Annotated in this window: 15 protein-coding genes; 11 read left to right on the top strand and 4 right to left on the bottom strand. The window is 65.2% G+C overall.

Features of this window, described 5'->3' with window-relative positions:
* Positions 1 to 54: 54 nt before the first annotated feature.
* The 4 genes from C2H86_RS21100 to gnd form a co-directional block, all read right to left on the bottom strand.
* Positions 55 to 675 (bottom strand): TetR/AcrR family transcriptional regulator, encoded by a 621-nt coding sequence (locus tag C2H86_RS21100; protein WP_159409656.1) that lies wholly within the window; start codon positions 673 to 675, stop codon positions 55 to 57.
* A 148-nt stretch (positions 676 to 823) separates the two neighbouring features.
* The gene (locus C2H86_RS21095) at positions 824 to 2,620 is read right to left on the bottom strand and encodes a glycoside hydrolase family 15 protein (protein ID WP_159409655.1); all 1,797 of its coding nucleotides are present in this window, start codon (positions 2,618 to 2,620) and stop codon (positions 824 to 826) included.
* Between the two features lie 61 nt (positions 2,621 to 2,681).
* Positions 2,682 to 4,187 carry a glucose-6-phosphate dehydrogenase gene (gene zwf / locus C2H86_RS21090; RefSeq protein WP_159409654.1) on the bottom strand — a complete coding sequence of 502 codons (1,506 nt, stop codon included), beginning with the start codon at positions 4,185 to 4,187 and terminating at the stop codon, positions 2,682 to 2,684.
* A complete protein-coding gene (gnd, locus tag C2H86_RS21085; protein ID WP_159409653.1) occupies positions 4,187 to 5,167 on the bottom strand; it encodes a phosphogluconate dehydrogenase (NAD(+)-dependent, decarboxylating) in 981 nt (326 codons plus the stop codon). Before gnd ends, zwf begins: the two co-directional genes overlap by 1 nt.
* 204 nt (positions 5,168 to 5,371) lie before the next feature.
* Here gnd and C2H86_RS21080 point away from each other — a divergent pair, with 204 nt between their 5' ends.
* The 11 genes from C2H86_RS21080 (at position 5,372) to glgX (ending at position 21,673) form a co-directional block, all read left to right on the top strand.
* Positions 5,372 to 5,539 (top strand): DUF6026 family protein, encoded by a 168-nt coding sequence (locus C2H86_RS21080; protein WP_240349617.1) that lies wholly within the window; start codon positions 5,372 to 5,374, stop codon positions 5,537 to 5,539.
* Positions 5,540 to 5,671: 132 nt separating this feature from the next.
* Positions 5,672 to 6,181 carry a sigma-70 family RNA polymerase sigma factor gene (locus tag C2H86_RS21075; RefSeq protein ID WP_159409652.1) on the top strand — a complete coding sequence of 170 codons (510 nt, stop codon included), beginning with the start codon at positions 5,672 to 5,674 and terminating at the stop codon, positions 6,179 to 6,181.
* On the top strand, positions 6,178 to 7,104 hold the full coding sequence (locus C2H86_RS21070; protein ID WP_159409651.1) for a DUF4880 domain-containing protein: 927 nt from the start codon (positions 6,178 to 6,180) through the stop codon (positions 7,102 to 7,104). Before C2H86_RS21075 ends, C2H86_RS21070 begins: the two co-directional genes overlap by 4 nt.
* A gap of 66 nt (positions 7,105 to 7,170) precedes the next feature.
* Complete coding sequence (locus C2H86_RS21065; protein WP_240349616.1) at positions 7,171 to 9,498, top strand: TonB-dependent siderophore receptor; 2,328 nt, start codon at positions 7,171 to 7,173, stop codon at positions 9,496 to 9,498.
* 10 nt (positions 9,499 to 9,508) lie between these two features.
* Complete coding sequence (locus tag C2H86_RS21060) at positions 9,509 to 10,342, top strand: alpha/beta hydrolase (protein WP_159409649.1); 834 nt, start codon at positions 9,509 to 9,511, stop codon at positions 10,340 to 10,342.
* Positions 10,343 to 10,943: 601 nt separating this feature from the next.
* Entirely contained in the window at positions 10,944 to 12,503 is a 1,560-nt protein-coding gene (gene glgA, locus C2H86_RS21055) for a glycogen synthase GlgA (RefSeq protein ID WP_159409648.1), read from the top strand.
* A gap of 13 nt (positions 12,504 to 12,516) precedes the next feature.
* Positions 12,517 to 14,259, top strand: a complete 1,743-nt coding sequence (gene treZ / locus C2H86_RS21050) for a malto-oligosyltrehalose trehalohydrolase (protein ID WP_159409647.1) — start codon at positions 12,517 to 12,519, stop codon at positions 14,257 to 14,259.
* Entirely contained in the window at positions 14,256 to 16,325 is a 2,070-nt protein-coding gene (gene malQ, locus C2H86_RS21045) for a 4-alpha-glucanotransferase (protein ID WP_159409646.1), read from the top strand. Before treZ ends, malQ begins: the two co-directional genes overlap by 4 nt.
* Complete coding sequence (locus tag C2H86_RS21040; protein WP_159409645.1) at positions 16,322 to 19,096, top strand: malto-oligosyltrehalose synthase; 2,775 nt, start codon at positions 16,322 to 16,324, stop codon at positions 19,094 to 19,096. Before malQ ends, C2H86_RS21040 begins: the two co-directional genes overlap by 4 nt.
* 14 nt (positions 19,097 to 19,110) lie before the next feature.
* A complete protein-coding gene (locus C2H86_RS21035; protein ID WP_159409644.1) occupies positions 19,111 to 19,377 on the top strand; it encodes a DUF2934 domain-containing protein in 267 nt (88 codons plus the stop codon).
* A 142-nt stretch (positions 19,378 to 19,519) separates the two neighbouring features.
* Complete coding sequence (gene glgX, locus C2H86_RS21030; RefSeq protein ID WP_159409643.1) at positions 19,520 to 21,673, top strand: glycogen debranching protein GlgX; 2,154 nt, start codon at positions 19,520 to 19,522, stop codon at positions 21,671 to 21,673.
* Positions 21,674 to 21,744: the final 71 nt, after the last annotated feature.

The following is a 21,744-nucleotide window of genomic DNA, read 5'->3' as shown; positions in this document are numbered from 1 at the left end:
TTTCGCGACACAAGGCCGCTCCCACAAAAGATCGCGTCAGCCTGCAACACCGCTTCAGGGTTCCAGGCCTATTCCGCGCAAGATCACGCAGGTCACCGTCTGCACCGCACTTTCAAACGCCAGGTCCGACAAGGGCTCACCCTCGTTCAGCAACGTCACCTGATAACCAAAATCGGCATAGTGCTGGGTCGAGGCCCAGATCATGTAAAGCAGCGCCGAAGGCTCCACCGGCAGAATGCGCCCTTCCGCCACCCAACGACGAATCTTGTCTTCCTTGAGCTTCGCCCAAGGCACCAGGCTCTCAGCGAGGTTCACCCCCAGCACCGGCGCCCCATGCAGCATTTCCTCGGCCCAGATCTTCGAACCCAGCGGCCGTGACCGCGAATGGCCCATCTTGGCGCGGATGTAGCTGGTCAGCACCACCCTCGGGTCATCGAAGTTCTCGAAGCACAGCGCGTCCTGCTTCCACACATCCAGCAGGTCCTGCAGTACCGCGCGGAACAGTTCGTCCTTGGTGCTGAAGTAGTAATGCAGGTTGGAGCGCGGCAGCTCGGCCTGTTCGGCGATGTCGCCCATCGAGGTAGCGCCATAGCCCTTTTCGGCGAATACCTTTTCCGCAGCGACGAGGATCTTCTCGATATTGCGACGGCGGATTTCGATCTTGTGGTTGGCCATCAGGCTTGGGCCTTCCACATTTCCCGTCGTGCGATGTCGCGGACGTTGAACTCGATGTTGTCGATCTGCCGAACGTGGCCACGAAGGCTCATGCGTACTCCTTGCCGAATGGGGGTTGCCCTAGTCTACTCCGGTACTGGATGCGCCCCTAGCCACAACGTGCCCTGTCCCGCACCGGGCACTGCGCCCGGTGCAGGTTCAGCGCCGTGTTGATGATGCCGATATGGCTGAATGCCTGGGGGAAGTTGCCGAGCATGCGCTTGCCGGCAGGGTCGTACTGCTCGGCCAGCAGGCCGACGTCGTTGCACAGCCCGGTGAGCTTTTCGTACAGCGCCTGGGCCTCGGCCTCGCGCCCCAGCAGCACGTACACATCGGCCAGCCAGAACGAGCACACCAGGAACGTGCCCTCCCCCGGCGTCAGCCCGTCGCTGCAGCTGTCGCTGTCGTAGCGCAGCAGCAGGCCGTTCTTTAGCAGGCGCTGCTCGATCTGCGCCAGGGTGCGCTGAAAGCGCGGGTCTTCGGCCGGCAAGAAGCCGGTCAGGGCGATCTGCAACAGGCTGGCATCCATCTCGGCCGAGCCATAAGCCTGGACGAAGTGCTGGCCGCCGGCATCAAGGCCGCGCGCGCAGACCTCCCGATGAATCTCGTCAGCCACCTGCCGATAGTGGCGGCCATGCTCGCGGCCTTCCTCGGTGGTGTCGGCCAGCCCCGCCGCACGGTCGAAGGCGACCCAGGCCATGACTTTGGAATGGACGAAATGCTGACGGCCACCGCGTACTTCCCAGAGCCCTTCGTCAGGGTCGCGCCAGATGCGCTCGACATAAGGCAGGATCAGCCGGGAGATCGCCGCACTGCGTGGGTGGCGCGGCAGGCCACCCTTGATCGCCTGGGACATGGCGTCGGCCAGTTCGCCATAGATGTCCAGCTGCACCTGTTCCGACGCCGCATTACCGACCCGCACCGGCTGTGAGTGTTCGTAGCCGGCCAGCCAGGGCAAGGTGTACTCGGTGAGGTCGCGCTCGCCCGCCAGGCCATACATGATCTGCATCTGTTCAGGGTTGCCGGCCACCGAGCGCAGCAGCCATTCGCGCCAGGCCTGGGCTTCGTCGAAATAGCCAAGGTTCATGAACGCCAGCAAGGTCATGGTGGCGTCGCGCAGCCAGCAGAAGCGGTAGTCCCAGTTGCGCTCGTGGCCGATGCGTTCGGGCAGCGAGGTGGTGACCGCAGCGACGATGCCGCCGGTGGGCGCGTAGGTCATGGCCTTGAGGGTGAGCAGCGAGCGGCGCACCAGGGCGGTGTAGGGACCCACCTCAGGGCAGCGGTCGGCAAACGCCTGCCAGTGCGTGAGGGTGTGTTGCAGCGCCTGATCGATGTCGCAGTCGGGCTGCACCGGCAAGTGCGAGGGCTGGTGACGCAGGCTGAAGAGCTGGCGCTCACCAGCCCCCACGCGAAAACGGGCGACGGTGTGGTGGTCGAGGCCGTGGGGTACCACGCTGCTGCGCAGGATCACACGATCGGGGCCAGCCACCGCGCTGAGTGTCAGCGGGTCGATTTTCTCTACCCAAGGCACGCTGCGACCGTAGTCGAAGCGCAGCACCAAGTCCATTTCAAAGTTGGTTTCGCCCGACAGCCCCTCGACGATGCGCACCACCGAGTTGACCTCGTCCAGCGGCATGAAGTCGAGCACCCGAGCGCGGCCGCTGGCGGTGACCCAGGTGGTTTCCAGCACCAGGGTGTCACCCAGGTACTGGCGGCTGCAGTGCTCGACGGGGTCGCTGGGTGCCAGGCGCCAGCGGCCGTTCTCCTCGTTGCCCAGCAGCGCGGCGAACACGGCCGGGGCGTCGAAGCGCGGCAGGCATAACCAGTCGAGCGAACCATCGCGGCTGACCAGGGCGGCGCTGCGGCAGTTGCCGAGCAGGGCGTAGTCTTCGATGTGGGCGGGCATTCAACCTCCTTTATGAGGTTGCCTGTCCCGCGAAGAGGCCCGGGCAGGCAACAAAGCACTTTCATCCCAGCTTGTGCCACTCGCGCTTGTCGCGAGTCAGCAGCTCATTGCCTTCTTCGGGGCCGTCCTCACCTGCCCGGTATTCATGCACCTCACCCACCTGGGCCCAGGCATCGAGGAATGGCTGTACCGCACGCCAGCCGTTTTCGATGTTGTCGGCCCGCTGGAACAACGTCTGGTCGCCGGTCAGGCAGTCATAGATCAGCGTTTCGTAACCCGTGGCCGGGGTCATCTTGAAGAAGTCCTTGTAGGCAAAGCCCAGCTCGACGTTCTCCATCACCAGCTCCGGCCCTGGCCGCTTGGCCTGCAGGTCGAACCACATGCCTTCGTTGGGCTGGATCTGGATCTTCAGGTAATTGGGCTTGGGCCGTTCCAGCTCCGACTCGCGAAACTGCGCGTAGGGCGCCGGCTTGAAGCAGATGGCGATCTCGGTGTCACGCACGCTCATGCGCTTGCCGGTGCGCAAGTAAAACGGCACCCCGGCCCAGCGCCAGTTGTCGATCATCACCTTGAGCGCCACGTAGGTTTCGGTCTGGCTGTCGGCTGCGACGTTGCTTTCCTGGCGATACCCCGGCAGCGGCTTGCGGCCCTGCTTGCCCGCCACGTATTGGCCACGCACAGAGTTCTTCAGGGCCATCTTCGCCGACCAGGGGCGGATGGCACCGATCACCTTGGCCTTCTCGCCACGCACGGCATCGGCGGCAAACGCCGCCGGTGGTTCCATGGCCACCATCGCCAGCAGCTGGAACAGGTGGTTGGGTACCATGTCGCGCAGGGCACCGGTGGTGTCATAGAACGCGCCACGGGTTTCGACGCCGACTGTCTCGGCGGCGGTGATCTGCACATGGTCGATGTAGTGGTTGTTCCAGAATGACTCGAACAGGCCGTTGGAGAAACGGCTGACCAGAATGTTCTGCACCGTTTCCTTGCCCAGGTAATGGTCGATACGGTAGATCTGCCGCTCGCTCATCACCTTCAACAGGCAGGTATTGAGCGCCTCGGCACTGGCCAGGTCGGTGCCGAAGGGCTTTTCCACCACCACACGCCGGAAGCCACCGGCAGACTCGTCGAGCAGGCCGGCATCGCCCAGGCGCTGAGCCACCTCGGGGAAAAAGCGCGGCGAAGTGGCCAGGTAGAAGATGGCGTTGCCGTGGCTGGTTTTTTCGATGCGCTTGGCCAGGGCCGCATAGGTCGCAGGGTCGAGGAAGTCGCCAGTCTGGTAGTCCAGGCGCTTGGCCAGCCGTGCCCAGAGCTTTTCGTCCAGGCACTTGGCAGCGCCCTCGCCGCCTTTGTCGCGTTCCTGCATGAAGGCATGCAGGCGCCCGGCGAATTCATCGGCCGTGGCCGGGTTGTGGTCGACGCCGACGATGCGCAGGTTGCGGTCCAGCAAACCGTCACGGCTGAGGTTGTAAAGCGCCGGCATCAGCAGGCGCTTGACCAGGTCACCGTTGGCGCCAAACAGGAATAGCGTGCAGGGCGGAGCAGCAGGAATGGTCTGTTTGGTCATCAGTCTTTTTTCTCGACGTGGCCACCGAAGCCCAGGCGCATGGCCGACAGGATCTTGTCGCCATAGGTACCTTGCTGCTGGCGCGAGCGGAAGCGGGCGAACAGCGCGCTGGACAGCACGGGCACCGGCACCGCCTGTTCAACGGCGGCGTCGATGGTCCAGCGGCCCTCACCGCTGTCGGACACCGAGCCACTGAACTGCGCCAGCTGCGGGTCGGCCACCAGCGCATCGGCGGTGAGGTCGAGAAGCCACGAGGTAACCACGCTGCCACGGCGCCAGACCTCGGCGATCTCGGCCACGTTCAGGTCGAAACGCTGGTCTTCCGGCAGCTCGTTGCCGCCCTTGCTGCGCAGCAGGTCGAAGCCTTCGGCGTAGGCCTGCATCAGGCCGTACTCGATACCGTTGTGTACCATTTTCACGTAATGCCCGGCGCCCGGTGGGCCGGCATGGATGTAGCCGTGCTCGGCACGCTGATGCTCACCGTTGCGGCCGTGGGTACGCGGAATATCGCCGACACCCGGTGCCAGCGCCTTGAACAGCGGCTCCAGGCGCTCGAAGACCTCCTTCTCGCCACCGATCATCATGCAGTAGCCACGGTCCAGGCCCCAGACGCCGCCAGAGGTGCCGACGTCCAGGTAATGCAGGCCGCGCTTGCTCAGCTCGGCCGCACGGCGCATGTCGTCCTTATAGAAGGTGTTGCCGCCGTCGATGATGGCATCGCCCGGCTCCAGCAGTTCGGACAGCTGGGCGATGGTCTGCTCGGTCGGCTCGCCAGCCGGCAGCATCACCCACACCGCGCGCGGTGCCTTGAGCTTCTGTACCAGCGCACCGAGGTCATGGGCGCCCAGCGCGCCCTCGCGATGCAAGGTATCGACGGCATCACGGTTACGATCGTGCACTACGGTTTGGTGGCCGGCGCGCATCAGCCGCCTTGCGATATTGCCGCCCATGCGGCCCAGCCCGACGATTCCCAATTGCATGAGCCGTTGCTCCCCTTTCGAAATGGATGACAAACACAGTTCAACTTTTCAGATTAGTCCAGCACGACGCCCGAGGGTTCAGCGACGAACGGCGCGACAACGTTAAACAAAAAAGTTCCCATGAGCAGAGAAAGAATTCAAAATGCGCGCCGCGTGAAGCGTCTACGCTTTAACTGTCACCAGCCAAAACCGCGAGGTGTGCTCATGGGTACCTTGATGCCTGCTACTCCAACCCAGACCCTCTATGTCTCCATGCGCCGCGATGAGCTGCGTAAACTGAAGGACGAACGTGACCAGCTGCGCCAGCAGGTCGCTCAGTTGCACATGTTGCTGGAGCAGGCGCGTAGCGACGGCAAAACCGTCAGCCTCTGATTCATCCCCTCCTCTGGTGGGAGCTTCGCGCTCCCACATTGCTGCTCCCGGCGAAAGAAAAAGTTTGAATTGGGAACGATTCGCGTTTATGGTGCGCGCTTTTCTCCCACAACCTTGCTCCCGGGGCGCTGCATGGCCACGCCTGAAACCGATGCGATCATACCGCTCGAGGTGCTTTATCACACCGAGCGCAGCTGGCTGCACGCCTGGCTGAGGCGATCGCTGGGCTGCTCGCAGCAAGCGGCGGATCTGGCCCAGGACACCTTCGTGCGCCTGCTGGTGCGCAACCAGCCGATCAGCGCCCAGGCCCCTAGGGCCCTGCTGGCCCGCATCGCCCGAGGCCTGGTGGTCGACCACTGGCGCCGCGACGCCCTGCAGCGCGCCTACCTGCAAGCCCTGGCGCAGCTGCCCGCAGCCAGCTACCCCTCGCCGGAAGTGCGCCACGAGGCGTTGCAGTGCCTGGAGCGTATCGCACAGTTGCTCGAGGGCCTGAAACCTGCGGTCCGCGAAGCGTTTCTGCTTTATCAGCTGGCAGGCCTGAGCCACGGCCAGATCGCCGAACAGCTCGGCGTTTCCAGCCGCACGGTCGAGCGCCATGTCGCCAGTGCCCTGCTGCATTGCTACCGGGTCTGCTTCGAGTGACCGCCACGGCCGAGCGCCTGCCCGAAGCCATCGTGCGCATGGCCATCGAATGGCAGATGCGCCTGCGCGCCAACCCGGGCAATGTCGAACTGTTCAGCCAGTGTCAGGCGTGGCGCCTGCGTGATACCCGTCACGAACTGGCCTGGCAGCGCATGCAGCAGGTCAGTGGGCATTTCCATGACAACCACCTTCCCGACGCCACCCGCACCGCCGCCCTGCTGCGCCAGGCCGAGGTCGACCTGAACCGCCGTCGTACCCTCAAGCTGCTCGGCCTGGGGCTGGCCGCTGGCAGCGCCACACTGTTGATCGACAGCGCGCCGCCAGCCTGGCGCAGCGACCTTGCCACCGGCGTTGGCGAGCGCCGCCTGTGGAAGCTGGACGGCCTGCAGTTGCAACTGAATACCGACAGTGCCGTGGACGTGCACGGCCGCGAGGTCCTCCTGCGCAGTGGCGAAGTGCTGGTGGATGGCGCCGACTGGCAAGTGCGCTGCAAGCACGGCGTGTGCGACGCCAGCCAGGCGCGCGCGGTGCTGCGCGAACGCCACGGGTACAGCGAACTGCATGTCGAACGCGGTGAAGTGCGGGTCAGCGCCGCTGCAGGCACCCTGCGCGTGCAGGCGGGTAGCGGCCTGTCGCTTTACCCCGAGCAACTGTCAGCCCTGGCCGTCGGCGCCCTCGACCCGTTCGCCTGGGCACGCGGCCTGTTGATCGTCAATGACATGCGCCTGGCCGAGTTCCTTGCCGAGGCCGGCCGCTACCGCCGTGGCTGGCTGCGTTGCGACCCACAGATTGCCGACCTGCGGCTGTCCGGGGTGTTCCGCCTGGATGAACCCGCCACGCTGCTGGGCAACATCACTCATCTGCTGCCGGTGCGTATCGAACAGCACACCCGCTGGTGGGTCCGCGTCGTCGCCCAGGCTTGAAAAATTTTTGTCGGACTTTGCCATTTCATCCGGTTAGGGGTGATCACTCCCTGAATGGACCGCTCCATGTTGCCTGCCAGCCTGCCGTTGCCCTCCCGCCCCCTTTATCGCGCCGTGTGCCTGGCGCTGACCCTGCTCGCCACTGGCGCGCAGGCAGCCACCGCGACCGCCCCAAGCATTCCGGCCGGCCCGCTGGGGCAGGCCTTGAGCACCTTCGCCGAGCGCGCCGGGATCACCTTGTCGTTCTCGCCCGAAACCGTGCAAGGCTTGAACAGCCCAGGCCTGGCCGGCGGTGGCTCGCTGGAAGATGGGCTCACGCAGCTCCTGCGCGGCAGTGGCCTGGAACTGCACAAGACCAACGCTGGCTATGTGGTGTTACCCGGCCAGAGTGACACTGGCCTGCAACTGGACCCGACCAGCATCGATGCCAGCGCCGGGCAAAGCGCCTTTGCCCCGGTGCAGGGCTACTTCGCCAGCAATGCCAGCAGCGCTACCAAAACCGACCGGCCAATCCTGGAAACCGCGCAGAGCATCAGCGTGGTGACCGCCGACCAGATCGCCGACCGCAAGGTCGACCGTGTCGAGGATGCCGTGGCCTACACCGCCGGTGTGCGGGTCGGCGCATCTGGCCTGGACCCTCGGTTCGACATGATCAGCATCCGCGGCTTCGAAACCACCATCGGCGCCGACTTCCTCGATGGCCTGCGCCAGCCCGGCAGCGGCTGGCTGTCGCTGTACCAGACCGAAGCCTACACCCTGGAGCGCATCGAAGTGCTCAAGGGCCCGTCGTCGGTGATGTACGGCCAGATCAGCCCTGGCGGCATGGTCAATCGGGTGAGCAAGCGACCCAGTCTGCAGGCGAAGAACGAAGTGCAGGTGCAGGCCGGCAACTACGACCATCAGCAAGGCCAGTTCGACCTGGGTGGCAAGCTGGACGCGTCGGGGGACGTGCTGTATCGCGTGGTCGGTGTGTACCGCGATGCGGAAAACTACATCGAACAGTTGAACAACGATGTGCGCCTGATCGCCCCTTCGCTGAGCTGGCAGATCGACCCCGACACCAGCCTGACCCTGCTGGCGCAGTATCAGGAGCGTGAAACCGCCGCCTCGCCAATGCTCTACCAGCAAGGCGACCACCTGACCAGCTTCTGGCAGGGCGACGAATACTTCGACAAGCTGCAGCAACGCCAGTGGACGTTCGGCTACGAGTTCGAGCACAGGTTCAACGACACCTTCAGCTTCCAGCAGAACCTGCGCTACGGCCAGGTCGACACCACCAACCAGTACCTGCAGCCCTATCAGGAGCGCGAAGGGCACATCCTCGACCGGTACGCCGTGGGCGTCTACGAAGACATGTCGACGCTGTCGGCCGACACCCGCCTGGTCAGCCGCTTCGACACCGGCGCGCTGCATCACACCCTGCTCAGCGGCGTCGACTACGGCTGGATCGACACGTCGCTGCTGTATGCCAGCGGCCCGGCACCGTCGATCGACCGTTTCGCCCCCGACTACCATCAACCGGTGGCCAAGCCCGGCACACCGCTGGCTGACGAAGATGGCCTGGAGCAACGCACCGGGCTGTACCTGCAGGACCAGATCGACCTGGACCGCTGGCGCCTTTCGGCGGGCCTGCGCAGCGATTTCGTGCATGTGCGCCGCAGCGACAACCTCAGCGGCATCAACAGCAAGCGCAACGATTCAGCCACCACCGGCTCGGTCGGCGTGCTCTACCTGTTCGACAACGGCCTGGCGCCTTATGCCAGTTACGCCACTTCGTTCCAGCCGCAAAGTGGCACCGGCGACTACAAGCCCACCGAAGGCGAGCAGTACGAGGTGGGCCTGAAATATCAACCGCCCGGCACCGCGACGATGCTTACCGCCTCGCTGTACCACCTGACCCAGAAGAACGTGCTGACCCGCGACCTGGCCAACCCGATCAACAGCATCCCCACCGCCGAGCAGGTGTCCAAGGGCCTGGAACTGGAGGCGGTGTCCGACCTCAGCGACCGCTTGAAGATGACCGCCAGCTACAGCTTCAACGACCCGGAAGTGACCAAGAGCAACGACGGCAACGAAGGCAAGCAACCGCTCAACGTACCGCGTCACCTGGCCTCGCTGTGGCTCGACTACCGCCTGCCGATGGGCCTGGGGGTGTCCGGCGGTGCGCGCTATACCGGCAGCAACTATGGCGACGCGCAAAACACCGTGAAAAACGAAGCCTACACCCTGGTCGATGCGGGCGTGCACTACGACTTCGGCGGCAGCCTGGACGGCGTTCGCCTGGCCCTGAACGCCCGCAACCTGTTCGACAAACGCTACATCAACTGCCAGCAAGGCTATTGCTACCGGGGTGAAGCGCGCAGCGTGGTCACCAGCCTGAGCTACCGCTGGTAAGGAGCCGATGATGATACGCACGCTGCTTGCCTGGCTGGGCACCCTGCTGCTCGCCAACCTGGCCCATGCCGCCCCGGTGGCCCTGGACGGCACCGAGCAATGGACGATGAAAAGCGCCGAAGGGCGCGAGTACCGGCTCATGGTCAGCCTGCCGGAGGGCGATGTGCCCTGGACCGGGGGTTACCCGGTGATCTACCTGCTCGACGGCAATGCCTACTTCCCTGCCTTCCACGCTGCCAAGCGCGCGCAGGATCGCCTGCGCAGTTCGATCCTGGTCGCCATCGGCTACCCGAGCGACACACCGCTGGACTTTGAACGCCGAGCCTTCGACCTGTCGCCGCCACAACCGGCCGAACGCAACACGCCGCCGCAAGGCGGCCAGGACCTGTTCCTGGACTTCATCGAAAAGCGCCTGATGCCCAAGGTCAATGCTCGCTTCAAGGTCGACCAGGACCAGCGCAGCCTGGTCGGGCACTCGTTCGGTGGCATGTTCGGGGTTTATGCCCTGTTCACCCGGCCGCAGCTGTTCCAGCATGTGATCGCCATCAGCCCGAGCCTGTGGTGGCGTGACCGGTACCTGATGGAGCCTGAGCGGGCGTTCATCAAGAAGGCGCATGACGGGAAGCTGGACCTCACCCACAGCAGCCTCACGCTATTGATCGGCGCCCGCGAGATGCCGCAGGAGATTCAGGATGCGCGAGCGTTGCAGCTGCGCCTGGAGGCGCTGTCGCAGTATGGATTGCGCAGTGATTTCCAGGTCGAGCCTGGTGAGGACCACATGTCGATGCCGTTCCGTGTGCCGACCCGTGTACTGGACGAACTGATCAGTACACGCAGGTTCTAGGATCGCTGCCGCCGCTCTCCTGTCCCCCGCCATGCGCAAAGGGTGCGTGCGCCAATGGTTCAGGAGAGACTGGCCCGCCAACAGGGACCGCCTTGGAGCATGTCTGATGTCATGTGAGGTGGGATCAGGCGCACCATAAAAGTGCACGAAAACGCCGTTCGCCATCGTAAAGCACCCTATCGAATCACCTTCGCCCACACCCTCGGATACCCGGTTCACATTCGGTCACACACGCCAACGTTTGCGTCTATCTCGCGTCATAACGAAAGTGACCAGTGGGTCACCTTTTTATCTCCAGCTCTCCTACACTCAGGTTTCGGCCCGCCATTTGCTCAGAGGAAGAGCGACGTAAAAAAGTCGAACTTTTGGAAACGGTGGCGGGTCAGCAACTAAGTAGGCCAAACGCAAAAGGACTTCCTTCGCACGGCCCGCCTACCCCAACCAGTCCAATCGCCTTCGGCCGGAATGCTGATCGCGTTGTGCCTGCGCGCACGACTTCGGGGCATGGATAGCTTTACGCAACTACAGAATTCAGAGAGACCAACACGAAAGATCGCAATGGGTGCCAGCACCCAGCCAACACTTAGGGACGGAGAGAAGTATGATCAGTGCCGCTGTCGAGCCTCACGTAGATTCATTCAACCCGGACAACCGCGAGCCGCTCACCCCGGACTTCGCCAAGACAGGCACGGCACCCGGCGCCCAGCGCCAGCACAACCCGAACAAGCGCAAGATCCTGTTCGTCACCTCCGAAATCGCTGACCTGGTCAAGACCGGCGGCCTCGGCGACGTGTCTGCGGCGCTGCCCCGCGCGCTGGCGCACCTGCACGATGTGCGGGTGCTGATCCCCGGCTACCGCCAGGTGATGGAAAGCGATAACCCGATTCATATCGTCGGCGAACTCGGCGGCCACGCGGCCCTGCCGCCGTGCAAGATCGGCCGCATGGACATGGCCGACGGGCTGGTCATCTATGTGCTGATCTGCCCCGAGCTGTACCAGCGCGACGGCACCCCCTATGGCGCCAACAACGGCCGCGACTGGCCCGACAACCACATTCGTTTTGCCCGCCTGGGCCTGGCTGCCGCCGAGATCGCGGCCGGCGAAGGAAAGATCCACTGGAAGCCCGAAGTGGTGCATGCGCATGACTGGCCCGCCGGCCTGGCGCCGGCCTACATGCACTGGCGCGGGCTGAACACGCCGACCTTGTTCACCATTCACAACCTGGCCTACCAGGGCGTCTACAGCCGCGGTTGCAGCCCGGAGCTGGCGATCCCTGACCATGCCATGCAACAGGAAGGCATGGAGTTCTACGGCAAACTGTCGTTCCTCAAGGCCGGCTTGGCCTACTCCAGCCACATCACCACGGTCAGCGCCACCTACGCCCAGGAAATCACCACCCCGGAATTCGGCTGCGGGCTCGATGGCTTCCTGGCCAGCAAGGCCCAGCAAGGCCTGCTCGGCGGCATCCCCAACGGCATCGACGAAAGCTGGGACTCGGCCACCGACCAGCACCTGCAGCACAACTTCAGCATCAATGACTGGGACGGCAAGGCTCGCAATAGCGCCGAGGTGCGCAAACTGTTCGAACTGGAACCGACCGAAGGTCCGCTGTTCGCCGTGGTCTCGCGGCTGGTCTACCAGAAAGGCCTGGACCTGACCCTGGGCGTTGCCGACTACATCGTCGAGCAAGGCGGGCAGATCGCGATCATCGGCCGCGGTGAGCCGGAAGAAGAGCAGGCCATGCGCGAACTGGCCCTGCGCTACCCTGGCCGTATCGGCGTGCGCGTCGGCTTCAACGAAACCGACGCCCGGCGCATGTTCGCCGGCAGCGACTTCCTGCTGATGCCTTCGCGCTACGAGCCCTGCGGCCTGAGCCAGATGTACGCCCAGCGCTTTGGTTCGCTGCCGGTAGCACGCAACACCGGCGGCCTGGCTGACACCATCGAGAATGGCGTCACCGGTTTCCTGTTCGATGAGTCCACCGTCGAGAGCTACCGCGAAGCCCTCAGCCGTGCCTTCTATACCTATGGCAAGAAGGACCTGCTCAACGCCATGCGCTGCCTGTCGATGACCCAGCCGTTCAACTGGTGCCAGGCGGTGGAACCCTACGCGCGCCTTTACGAGGACCTGGTCAAGCAGGCACACCTGAGCCACTACTGAGCGAGGTTCGAAGATGCACAGGCATGGCGCACACCTGCTGGACGCCACGTCGGCGCGCTTCGCCCTGTGGGCGCCCGATGCGCGCAGCGTGAGTTTGGAACTGGAGCAGCAGCCCGCCATCGAGCTGCTGCCCGATGACGACGGCTGGTACACGGGAGTTGCCCCGTGCCAGGCCGGTGACCGATATCACTACCGCATCGACGGCAAGCTTCAGGTAGCCGACCCGGCGTCGCGCTACCAGCCCGAGGGCGTGCACGGGCCGAGCCAGGTAGTGGACACCGGCGCCTACCCCTGGCAGCACCCCTGGCAAGGCCGGCCCTGGCACGAAGCGGTAATTCAGGAACTGCACGTCGGTGTGCTCGAAGGCTATCAGGGCGTCGCCCGGCAGTTGCCGCGGCTGGCCGAACTGGGCATCAGCGCCATCGAGCTGATGCCGCTGGGCCAGTTCCCCGGCGAACGCAACTGGGGCTATGACGGTGTGCTGCCCTATGCGCCGCAGCACAGCTACGGCAGCCCCGAGCAACTGTGTGCGCTGGTGGACCGCGCCCATGGCCAGGGGCTGATGGTGCTGGTGGATGTGGTCTACAACCACTTCGGCCCGGACGGCAACTACCTGCACCAGTACGCCAGCCCGTTCTTCCGCGAAGACCGCCAGACGCCCTGGGGCGCAGCCATCGATTTTCGCCGCCGCGAGGTGCGCGAGTATTTCATCCAGAACGCCCTGATGTGGCTGTGCGACTACCGCTGCGACGGCCTGCGCCTGGATGCCGTGCACGCCATCGACCAGCCCGACTTCCTGGTCGAACTGGCCCAACGGGTGCGCGCCGCCGTCGAACCTGGCCGGCATGTGTGGCTGGTGCTGGAGAACGAGCATAACCAGGCCTCGTTGCTCGAACAGGGTTTCGATGCCCAGTGGAATGACGATGGCCACAACGCCCTGCATGTGCTGCTGACCGGGGAAACTGAAGGGTATTACGCCGACTACCAGGAAAAACCCATCGAAAAGCTGGCCCGCTGCCTGTCCGAAGGCTTCGTGTTCCAGGGCCAGGCCAACCGCCACGGCACACCACGCGGCGAACCCAGCGGGCACCTGGCGCCGAGTGCCTTCGTGCTGTTCCTGCAGAACCATGACCAGGTCGGCAACCGCGCCCTGGGCGAACGCCTGACCCGCCTGTGCCCGCCAGCGGCCTTGCGTGCAGCTACAGGCCTGTTGCTGCTGGCGCCAATGATCCCGTTGCTGTTCATGGGCGATGACGATGGCAGTTGCCGGCCGTTCCTGTTCTTCACCGACTTCCACGACGACCTGGCCGACGCCGTGCGCGAAGGTCGGCGCGGCGAATTCGCCCACTTCAAGGCATTCGCCGACCCCGAGCAACGCGAACACATACCCGACCCCAATGCCGAACAGACCTTTGCGGCTTCGCGACCGCAAAACAAGGAAGTCATCGCCGGCTGGCACGGCCTTTATCACCAGTTGCTCGACCTGCGCCGGCGCCACGTCATCCCCCACCTGCCCGGCAGCCGCGCCCTGGGCGCCGAGGTGCTGGGCGACAAGGCGCTCACTGCGCGCTGGCAGCTGGGCGATGGCAGCACCCTGCGCATCGACCTGAACCTGGCCGCCACGCCACAGGCGGTCGCACTGCCCGCTGCCGAACGGCGCCTGTTCGACAGCAGCGACACCACCCACCCCGACACTGCGCTGTCCGCCCACAGCTGTGTGGTCAGCTTGCTATCACCTGGCCAGGAGCGCCCATGAGCGAAACCGCCTTGCACCGACTGGCCGCCCGCGTCGGGCTGGTCCGTGACTGGATCGACGCCAGCAACCGGCCACAACAGGTCAGCGACGAGGTGCTGCGCAAGGTCCTCGACGGCCTGGGCCACCCCGCCGGCGACGAACCTGCCATCCAGGCCAGCCTGCGCGCCGTGGAGGCCGCCGAAGACGCCGAACACCTGCCACCGCTGATCACCGCCGACCTTGACCAGCCGTTGTCCCTGCAGCGCTACTTCCCACCGGGTAGCGCCGTGCGCTGTACCTTGGAAAGCAACCGCCTGCAATACCTGACCCTCGATGCCCAAGGCAACCTGCCCGGCGGCCTGCCGGTCGGCTACCACCTGCTGCAGATCAACGACCGCAGCTTCACCGTCGCTGTGGCACCGCCGCGCTGCCACAGCCTGGCAGACGCGGTCGCCGAACCGCCGCCGCGCTGCTGGGGCCTGGCAGTGCAACTCTACAGCCTGCGGCGCAGCGGCGATGGTGGCTTCGGTGACTGCCTGGCCCTGGAACAACTGGCGCGCAGCGCCGCCGAGCGCGGTGCCGATGCCCTTGCGATCAGCCCGATCCACGCGCTTTCGGCCGTCGATCAGCAGCACTACAGCCCCTACTCGCCATCCAGCCGCCTGTTGCTCAACACCCTGTACGCCAGCCCCTCCGCACTGCTGGGCGAACGCGCCGTGCGCATGGCGATCGAGGCGTGTGGCCTGGAGCAAGTGCTCGAAGACCTGGAGCAGCGCCCACTGGTGGACTGGCCACGCGCCGCCGACGCCCGCCTGCGCCTGCTCGAAGCGCTGTACCAGGATTTCAGCCAGGCCGACCACCCGCTGCGCAAGGACTTCGACAGCTTCCGTGAGGCCCGCGGCCAGGCCTTGGAGCATCACTGCCGCTTCGAAGTGCTGCAGGCGCAAGCCGTCGAACATGGCCTGGGCGCCGACTGGCGCAACTGGCCCAGTGCCTGGCACGACCCGTATCACCCGGAAGTAGAAGCCTTCGCCAACGCCTACCCGGCCAAGGTCGAGTTCCATGCGTTCTGCCAGTGGCTGACCGAACGCAGCCTGCAACGTGCCCAGCACGCCGCACGCAGCAACGGCATGGCGGTCGGCCTGATCGCCGACCTGGCCGTCGGTGCCGATGGCGCCGGCAGCCAGGCCTGGAGCCGCCAGGACGAGCTGCTGGCCAACCTCAAGGTCGGCGCGCCGCCCGACATCCTCAACCGCTCGGGCCAGGACTGGGGCATCTGCGCCTTCTCCCCCGAGGGCCTCAAGCGCAACGGCTACCGTGCCTTCATCGAAATGCTGCGGGCCAACCTGGCCCATGCCGGCGGCCTGCGCATCGACCATGTGATGGGCCTGCGCCGGCTGTGGCTGATCCCCCGAGGCTGCAAACCCGCCGAAGGCGCCTACCTCAACTACCCGCTGGAAGACCTGCTGCGCCTGTTGGCGTTGGAGTCGGTGCGCCACCAGGCGATCATCCTCGGCGAAGACCTCGGCACCGTGCCCGAGGGGCTGCGCGAACAGCTGGCGGCCAAAGCCGTACTGGGCATGCGCGTGCTGCCGTTCGAGCAGACCCAGCCCGGCCACTTCAAGCCGATTCTCGACTGGCCGGACGACGCCCTGGCCACCACCGGCACCCACGACCTGGCGCCGCTGGCCGGCTGGCTGCAAAGCCGCGACATCGACTGGAGCCAGCGCCTGCACCTGATCGACGCCGCCACCGAACTGCACTGGCGCCATACAAGGCAGAAGGAGTGCGAAGGCCTGCGCCGCACCTTGGAAGCCAACTATGGCCCGCAAAAGGACAATGACGCCTTGATCGATGCCGCCATCCGCTACGTCGGCCACACCCGCGCCCCATTGGTGCTGATCCCGCTGGAAGACCTGCTCGGCAGCGACGAGCAACCCAACCTGCCCGGCACCACCAGCGGCCACCCCAACTGGCGCCGGCGCTTCGCCGCGCCGGTGCGCGACCTGCTCGAAGACGAAGACGCCGCACGGCGCCTTGAACTGCTGGCCCAGGCCCGCGAACAAGCCTGGGAGCGTGACCGATGAAGTTACTGACAGCGACGCTGCGCCTGCAATTTCATAAAGACTTCAGCCTCGATAACGCCGTGCCACTGGTGCCGTATTTCGCCCAGCTGGGCATCAGCCACCTGTATGCATCGCCCATCCTCAAGGCACGCGCCGGCTCGCGCCACGGTTACGACGTGGTCGACCCGACCTGCGTCAACCCCGAACTGGGTGGCGAGGCAGCGCTGCAACGGCTGGTGGCCGCGCTGCGCCAGCATGGCATGGGGCTGATCCTCGACACCGTGTCCAACCACATGGCCGTGGGCGGCGCCGACAACCCTTGGTGGCAGAGCCTGCTGGCCTGGGGTCGGCGCAGCCCCTACGCGGAGTTCTTCGACATCCAGTGGCACTCCAGCGACCCGCTGCTGGCCGGGCAGTTGCTGCTGCCGTTCCTCGGCAGCGACTATGGCGCGGCGCTGAAGAACGGCGAAATCCCGCTGCAATTCGAACCGCAATCGGGCGTGTTGCAGATCGCCCACTACCAGCACCGCTTCCCGATCTGCCCACTGGACTATGGCTGGATCCTCGCGCAGAGCCCCGAGCCTGCGCTGAAGGCCCTGGCCGAGCATTTCACCGCACTGCGTGAAGCGTCTGAGCCACTGGCAGACGCCCTGCCCCTGCACGCCGAACTGGCGCGCCTGGTGCGCGATGGCGCAGACCTGGAGTCGACCCTGATCGCCTTCGACAGCCGCAGCGAAGAGGGCTTCAAACGCCTGCACCTGTTGCTCGAACGCCAGACCTACCGCCTGGCCAGCTGGCGCACCGCCGCCGATGACATCAACTGGCGGCGCTTCTTCGACATCAACGAACTCGGCGGCCTGCGGGTTGAGCGTGCCGTGGTGTTCGAGGCGACCCACGCCAAGCTGTTCGAGCTGATCGAGCGCGGCCTGGTGGACGGCCTGCGCATCGACCATATCGACGGCCTGGCCGACCCGCGCGGCTATTGCCGCAAGCTGCGTCGCCGGGTCGACAGCCTGCTCGCCAGGCGGCCGTTGCAGGCCGCGCTGGAGCACTTCCCGATCTACGTGGAAAAAATCCTCGGCGCCGACGAGCACCTGCACCGCGACTGGCTCACCGACGGCACCACCGGCTACGAGTTCATGAACCAGGTCTCGCAGCTGCAGCACGACCCGGCCGGCGAAGCGCCGCTGACCGAGCTGTGGGCCACCGTCAGCGAACGCCCCGACTTCGCCGAGGAAGTGCGCCTGGCGCGCCACCTGGTGCTCAATGCCAGCCTGGCCGGCGACTGCGAGTCGGTGGCCCAGGCCCTGCTGCAGGTCGCCCGCGACGACCTGATGACCCGCGACCTGACCCTCGGTGCCATTCGCCGCGCACTGCAGGCGCTGGTCGCGCATTACCCGGTCTATCGCACCTATTTCAACGCCTGTGGGCGCCCGGCCGAAGATGAGCGGTTCTTCCAGCAGGCCCTGACCCATGCCCGTCAGGACCTGAGCGAAGCCGACTGGCCGCTGCTCGACCAGCTCGAACAGTGGCTCGGCGGGCAGCCCTGGCGCCAGATGCCACCGGGCCGGCCGCGCAAGCACCTGCGCCATGCCTGTGTGCGCTTCCAGCAGCTCACCGCCCCCAGTGCCGCCAAGGCCGTGGAGGACACCGCCTTCTACCGCTCGGCACGGCTGCTATCGCGTAACGACGTCGGCTTCGAGGCCGAGCGTTTCAGCGCCGGCACCGAGCATTTCCATAACGAGGCCCAGCGCCGCCTGCGTGACTTCCCCGACAATCTGCTGGCCACCGCCACCCACGATCACAAGCGTGGCGAGGACAACCGCGCACGCCTGGCCGTGTTGAGTGAGCGCGCGCCCTGGTTCGCCAGCCGCGTGGAGCACTGGCGCGAGTTGGCCGCGCCGCTACGTGAGCAACTGGACGACGGCGTGGCGCCAAGCCCCGGCGACGAACTGCTGCTGTTGCAGACGCTGTTGGGCAGCTGGCCACTGACCCTCGACCTGCACGACGACAACGCGCTGCGCCAGTACGCCGAACGCATCCGCCAATGGCAACAGAAGGCGCTGCGCGAAGCCAAGCTGCGCAGCAGCTGGAGCGCGCCGAACGATGCCTATGAAGCGGCCTGCGCCGCCTATATCGACGGCCTGCTGCTGGATCGGGAAAACCAGCAGCTGCGCCAGTCATTGGCCGATGCCGCACAACTGATCGCCTGCCCCGGCGCCCTCAACGGCCTGGTCCAGAGCCTGCTGCGCATGACCGTGCCGGGCGTGCCCGATCTGTACCAGGGCAACGAGTACTGGGATTTCAGCCTGGTCGACCCGGACAACCGCCGCGCCGTGGACTACGCTTGCAGGCGCCGCACCCTGGACGATGCCGCCGCGCCCGCCGAGCTGCTGGCGCACTGGCGCGACGGCCGCATCAAGCAGGCCCTGATCGCCCGGGTGCTGGACTGCCGCCAGGCCAATGCCGAGCTGTTCCGCCGGGGCGCCTACCTGCCGCTGAACGTGCAAGGCCGGCATGCCGACCAGGTCATCGCCTTCGCCCGCCTGGGGGAAGGCCAACGCGCCATCGTCATCGCCCCGCGCCTGGCCAGCGGCCTGCTGGGCAGCGCAACTACACCGTTGATCCCGGCACAGAACTGGGACGACACCCGGGTGATCCTGCCGTTTGCCTTGTCGCCTGCCACTTGGACTGGACTTTTCGGCGCGGCCGCTGTCAGCCCTACAAAGGAGCTGATGTTGAGCGCGGTTCTGTCGCAATTTCCGGTCAACCTGTTGATTGAACATGCATAGCATTCAGGAGCGTCGTGATGAGTGTCGAAGAAAAACGAGTACGCGAATTCGCTTACCAGATCTGGGAATCGGAAGGTAAACCGGAGGGGCAAGAGGAGCGCCATTGGGACATGGCCCGCAAGCTTGCCGAAGCCGAGGCGCTGGCACCCAAGGCAGAGCCACGCAAGCGAGCACCGGCCAAGCCCAAGGCGCCTGCCGAGCCCAAGGTAACTGCCCTGCCTGCGGCGAAAACGCCTGCTGCCAAGAAGCCTCGCGCAGTGAAGAAGCCCACGGCCGGTTAAGCCTGTGCCGGCCCTTTCGCGGGGCAAGCCCGCTCCTACAGTGCCCCCGGGCGCTGTGAGATCCCTGGAGCGGGCTTGCCCGCGAAGAGGCCAGCACAAGTCCCCGCAACATCCCCTCCACCACGGCCAATCGAGGATCGCCATGAGCCCGCGCACCCCAAAGAAAACCCGCTCCGTCGCCCCGTCACGTATCCGCGAAGGCCTGCCTTTCCCCCTGGGCGCCACCTGGGACGGCCTGGGAGTCAACTTCGCCCTGTTCTCGGCCAACGCCACCAAGGTCGAGCTGTGCCTGTTCGACTCCACCGGCGAGCAGGAAATCGAGCGCATCGAACTGCCCGAGTACACCGACGAGATCTACCACGGCTACCTGCCCGATGCTCATCCCGGGCTGGTCTACGGTTACCGCGTGTACGGCCCTTACGAGCCGGAAAACGGCCACCGCTTCAACCCCAACAAATTGCTGATCGACCCCTATGCCAAGCAACTGGTCGGCAGCCTGAAATGGTCCGAGGCACTGTTCGGCTACACCATCGGCCACCCCGACGGCGACCTGTCGTTCGACGAACGTGACAGCGCGCCCTTCGTGCCCAAATGCAAGGTCATCGACCCGGCCTTCACCTGGGGCCGCGACCAACGTGTGCTGATCCCCTGGGAGCGCACGATCATCTATGAAGCCCACGCCCGCGGCATCAGCATGCGCCACCCGGCTGTGCCTGAAGAACTGCGCGGCACCTTCGCGGGCCTTGCCAACGACGAGCTGCTCAAGCACATCAAGGACTTGGGCGTGTCGAGTATCGAGCTGCTGCCGATCCACGCCTTCGTCAACGACCAGCATCTGCTGGACAAGGGCCTGAACAACTATTGGGGCTACAACAGCATCGCCTTTTTCGCGCCGCACCCGCGCTACCTCGCCAGCGGCAAGATCGCCGAGTTCAAGGAGATGGTCGCGCACCTGCACGACGCCGGCCTGGAAGTGATCCTCGACGTGGTCTACAACCACACCGCCGAAGGCAACGAGCGTGGCCCGACCCTGTCGATGCGTGGCATCGACAACGCCTCGTACTACCGGCTGATGCCCGACGACAAGCGCTACTACATCAACGATTCCGGTACCGGCAATACCCTCGACCTCAGCCACCCTTGCGTGCTGCAGCTGGTCACCGACTCGCTGCGCTATTGGGCCGGCGAGATGCACGTCGACGGCTTCCGCTTCGACCTGGCGACCATCCTCGGCCGCTATCACGATGGCTACAGTGAGCGCCATGGTTTCCTCGTCGCCTGCCGCCAGGACCCGATGCTCAGTCAGGTCAAGCTGATCGCTGAGCCTTGGGACTGCGGCCCAGGTGGCTATCAGGTCGGCAACTTCGCGCCAGGCTGGGCCGAGTGGAACGACCGCTTCCGCGATACCGCTCGGGCCTTCTGGAAAGGCGACGAAGGCCAGTTGGCGGACTTTGCCTCACGCATGACCGCCTCGGGTGATATGTTCAACAACCGCGGGCGCCGGCCGTATTCCTCGGTCAACTTCATCACCGCCCACGACGGCTTCACCCTGCGCGACCTGGTGTCGTACAACAGCAAGCACAACGAAGACAATGACGAGAACAACCAGGACGGTACCGACAACAACCTGTCGTGGAACTGCGGTGCCGAAGGCCCCACCGACGACCCTGAAATCAACGCCCTGCGCATGCGCCAGATGCGCAATTTCTTTGCCACGCTGTTACTGGCTCAGGGCACGCCGATGATCGTCGCCGGCGATGAATTCAGCCGCACCCAACATGGCAACAACAACGCCTACTGCCAGGACAGCGAGATCGGCTGGGTCAACTGGGACCTGGACGATGAAGGCAAGGAACTGCTGGCTTTCGTCAAGCGCCTGACCCGCCTGCGCCTGGCCTACCCGGTGTTGCGTCGCTCGCGGTTCCTGGTGGGCGATTACAATGAGGCGATCGGGGTCAAGGACGTCACCTGGCTGGCGCCGGATGGCAGCGAGATGAGCGTGGAGCAGTGGGAAGACCCGCACGGGCGCTGCCTGGGCATGCTCATCGATGGCCGTGCCCAAGTCAGTGGTATTGCACGGCCGGGGTCGGAGGCGACCATGCTGCTGATCGTCAACGCACACCATGATGTGGTGCCGTTCCTGCTGCCAGCAGTGCCCGAAGGCGAGTACTGGAGCTGCCTGGTCGACACTGATCGGCCAGAGATGCGCAAGCCGCAGAGTTTGCAGTTTGACAGTACTTTTGAGGTCAAGGGGCGGTCGCTGTTGTTGATGGTATTGCAGCGTGAGGACGAATAGCACAGTTTTTAAAGGGCCTGTCACACCCTGAAGCCAAATGACACCCGACAATTCGAATCTACTCATCTTTG

Origin of the sequence: Pseudomonas putida (genome assembly GCF_009883635.2) — a bacterium.
Lineage (GTDB): Bacteria > Pseudomonadota > Gammaproteobacteria > Pseudomonadales > Pseudomonadaceae > Aquipseudomonas > Aquipseudomonas putida_W.
Note: the sequence above shows the minus strand (reverse complement) of the source record. Positions and strands in the feature narration are given on the sequence as shown.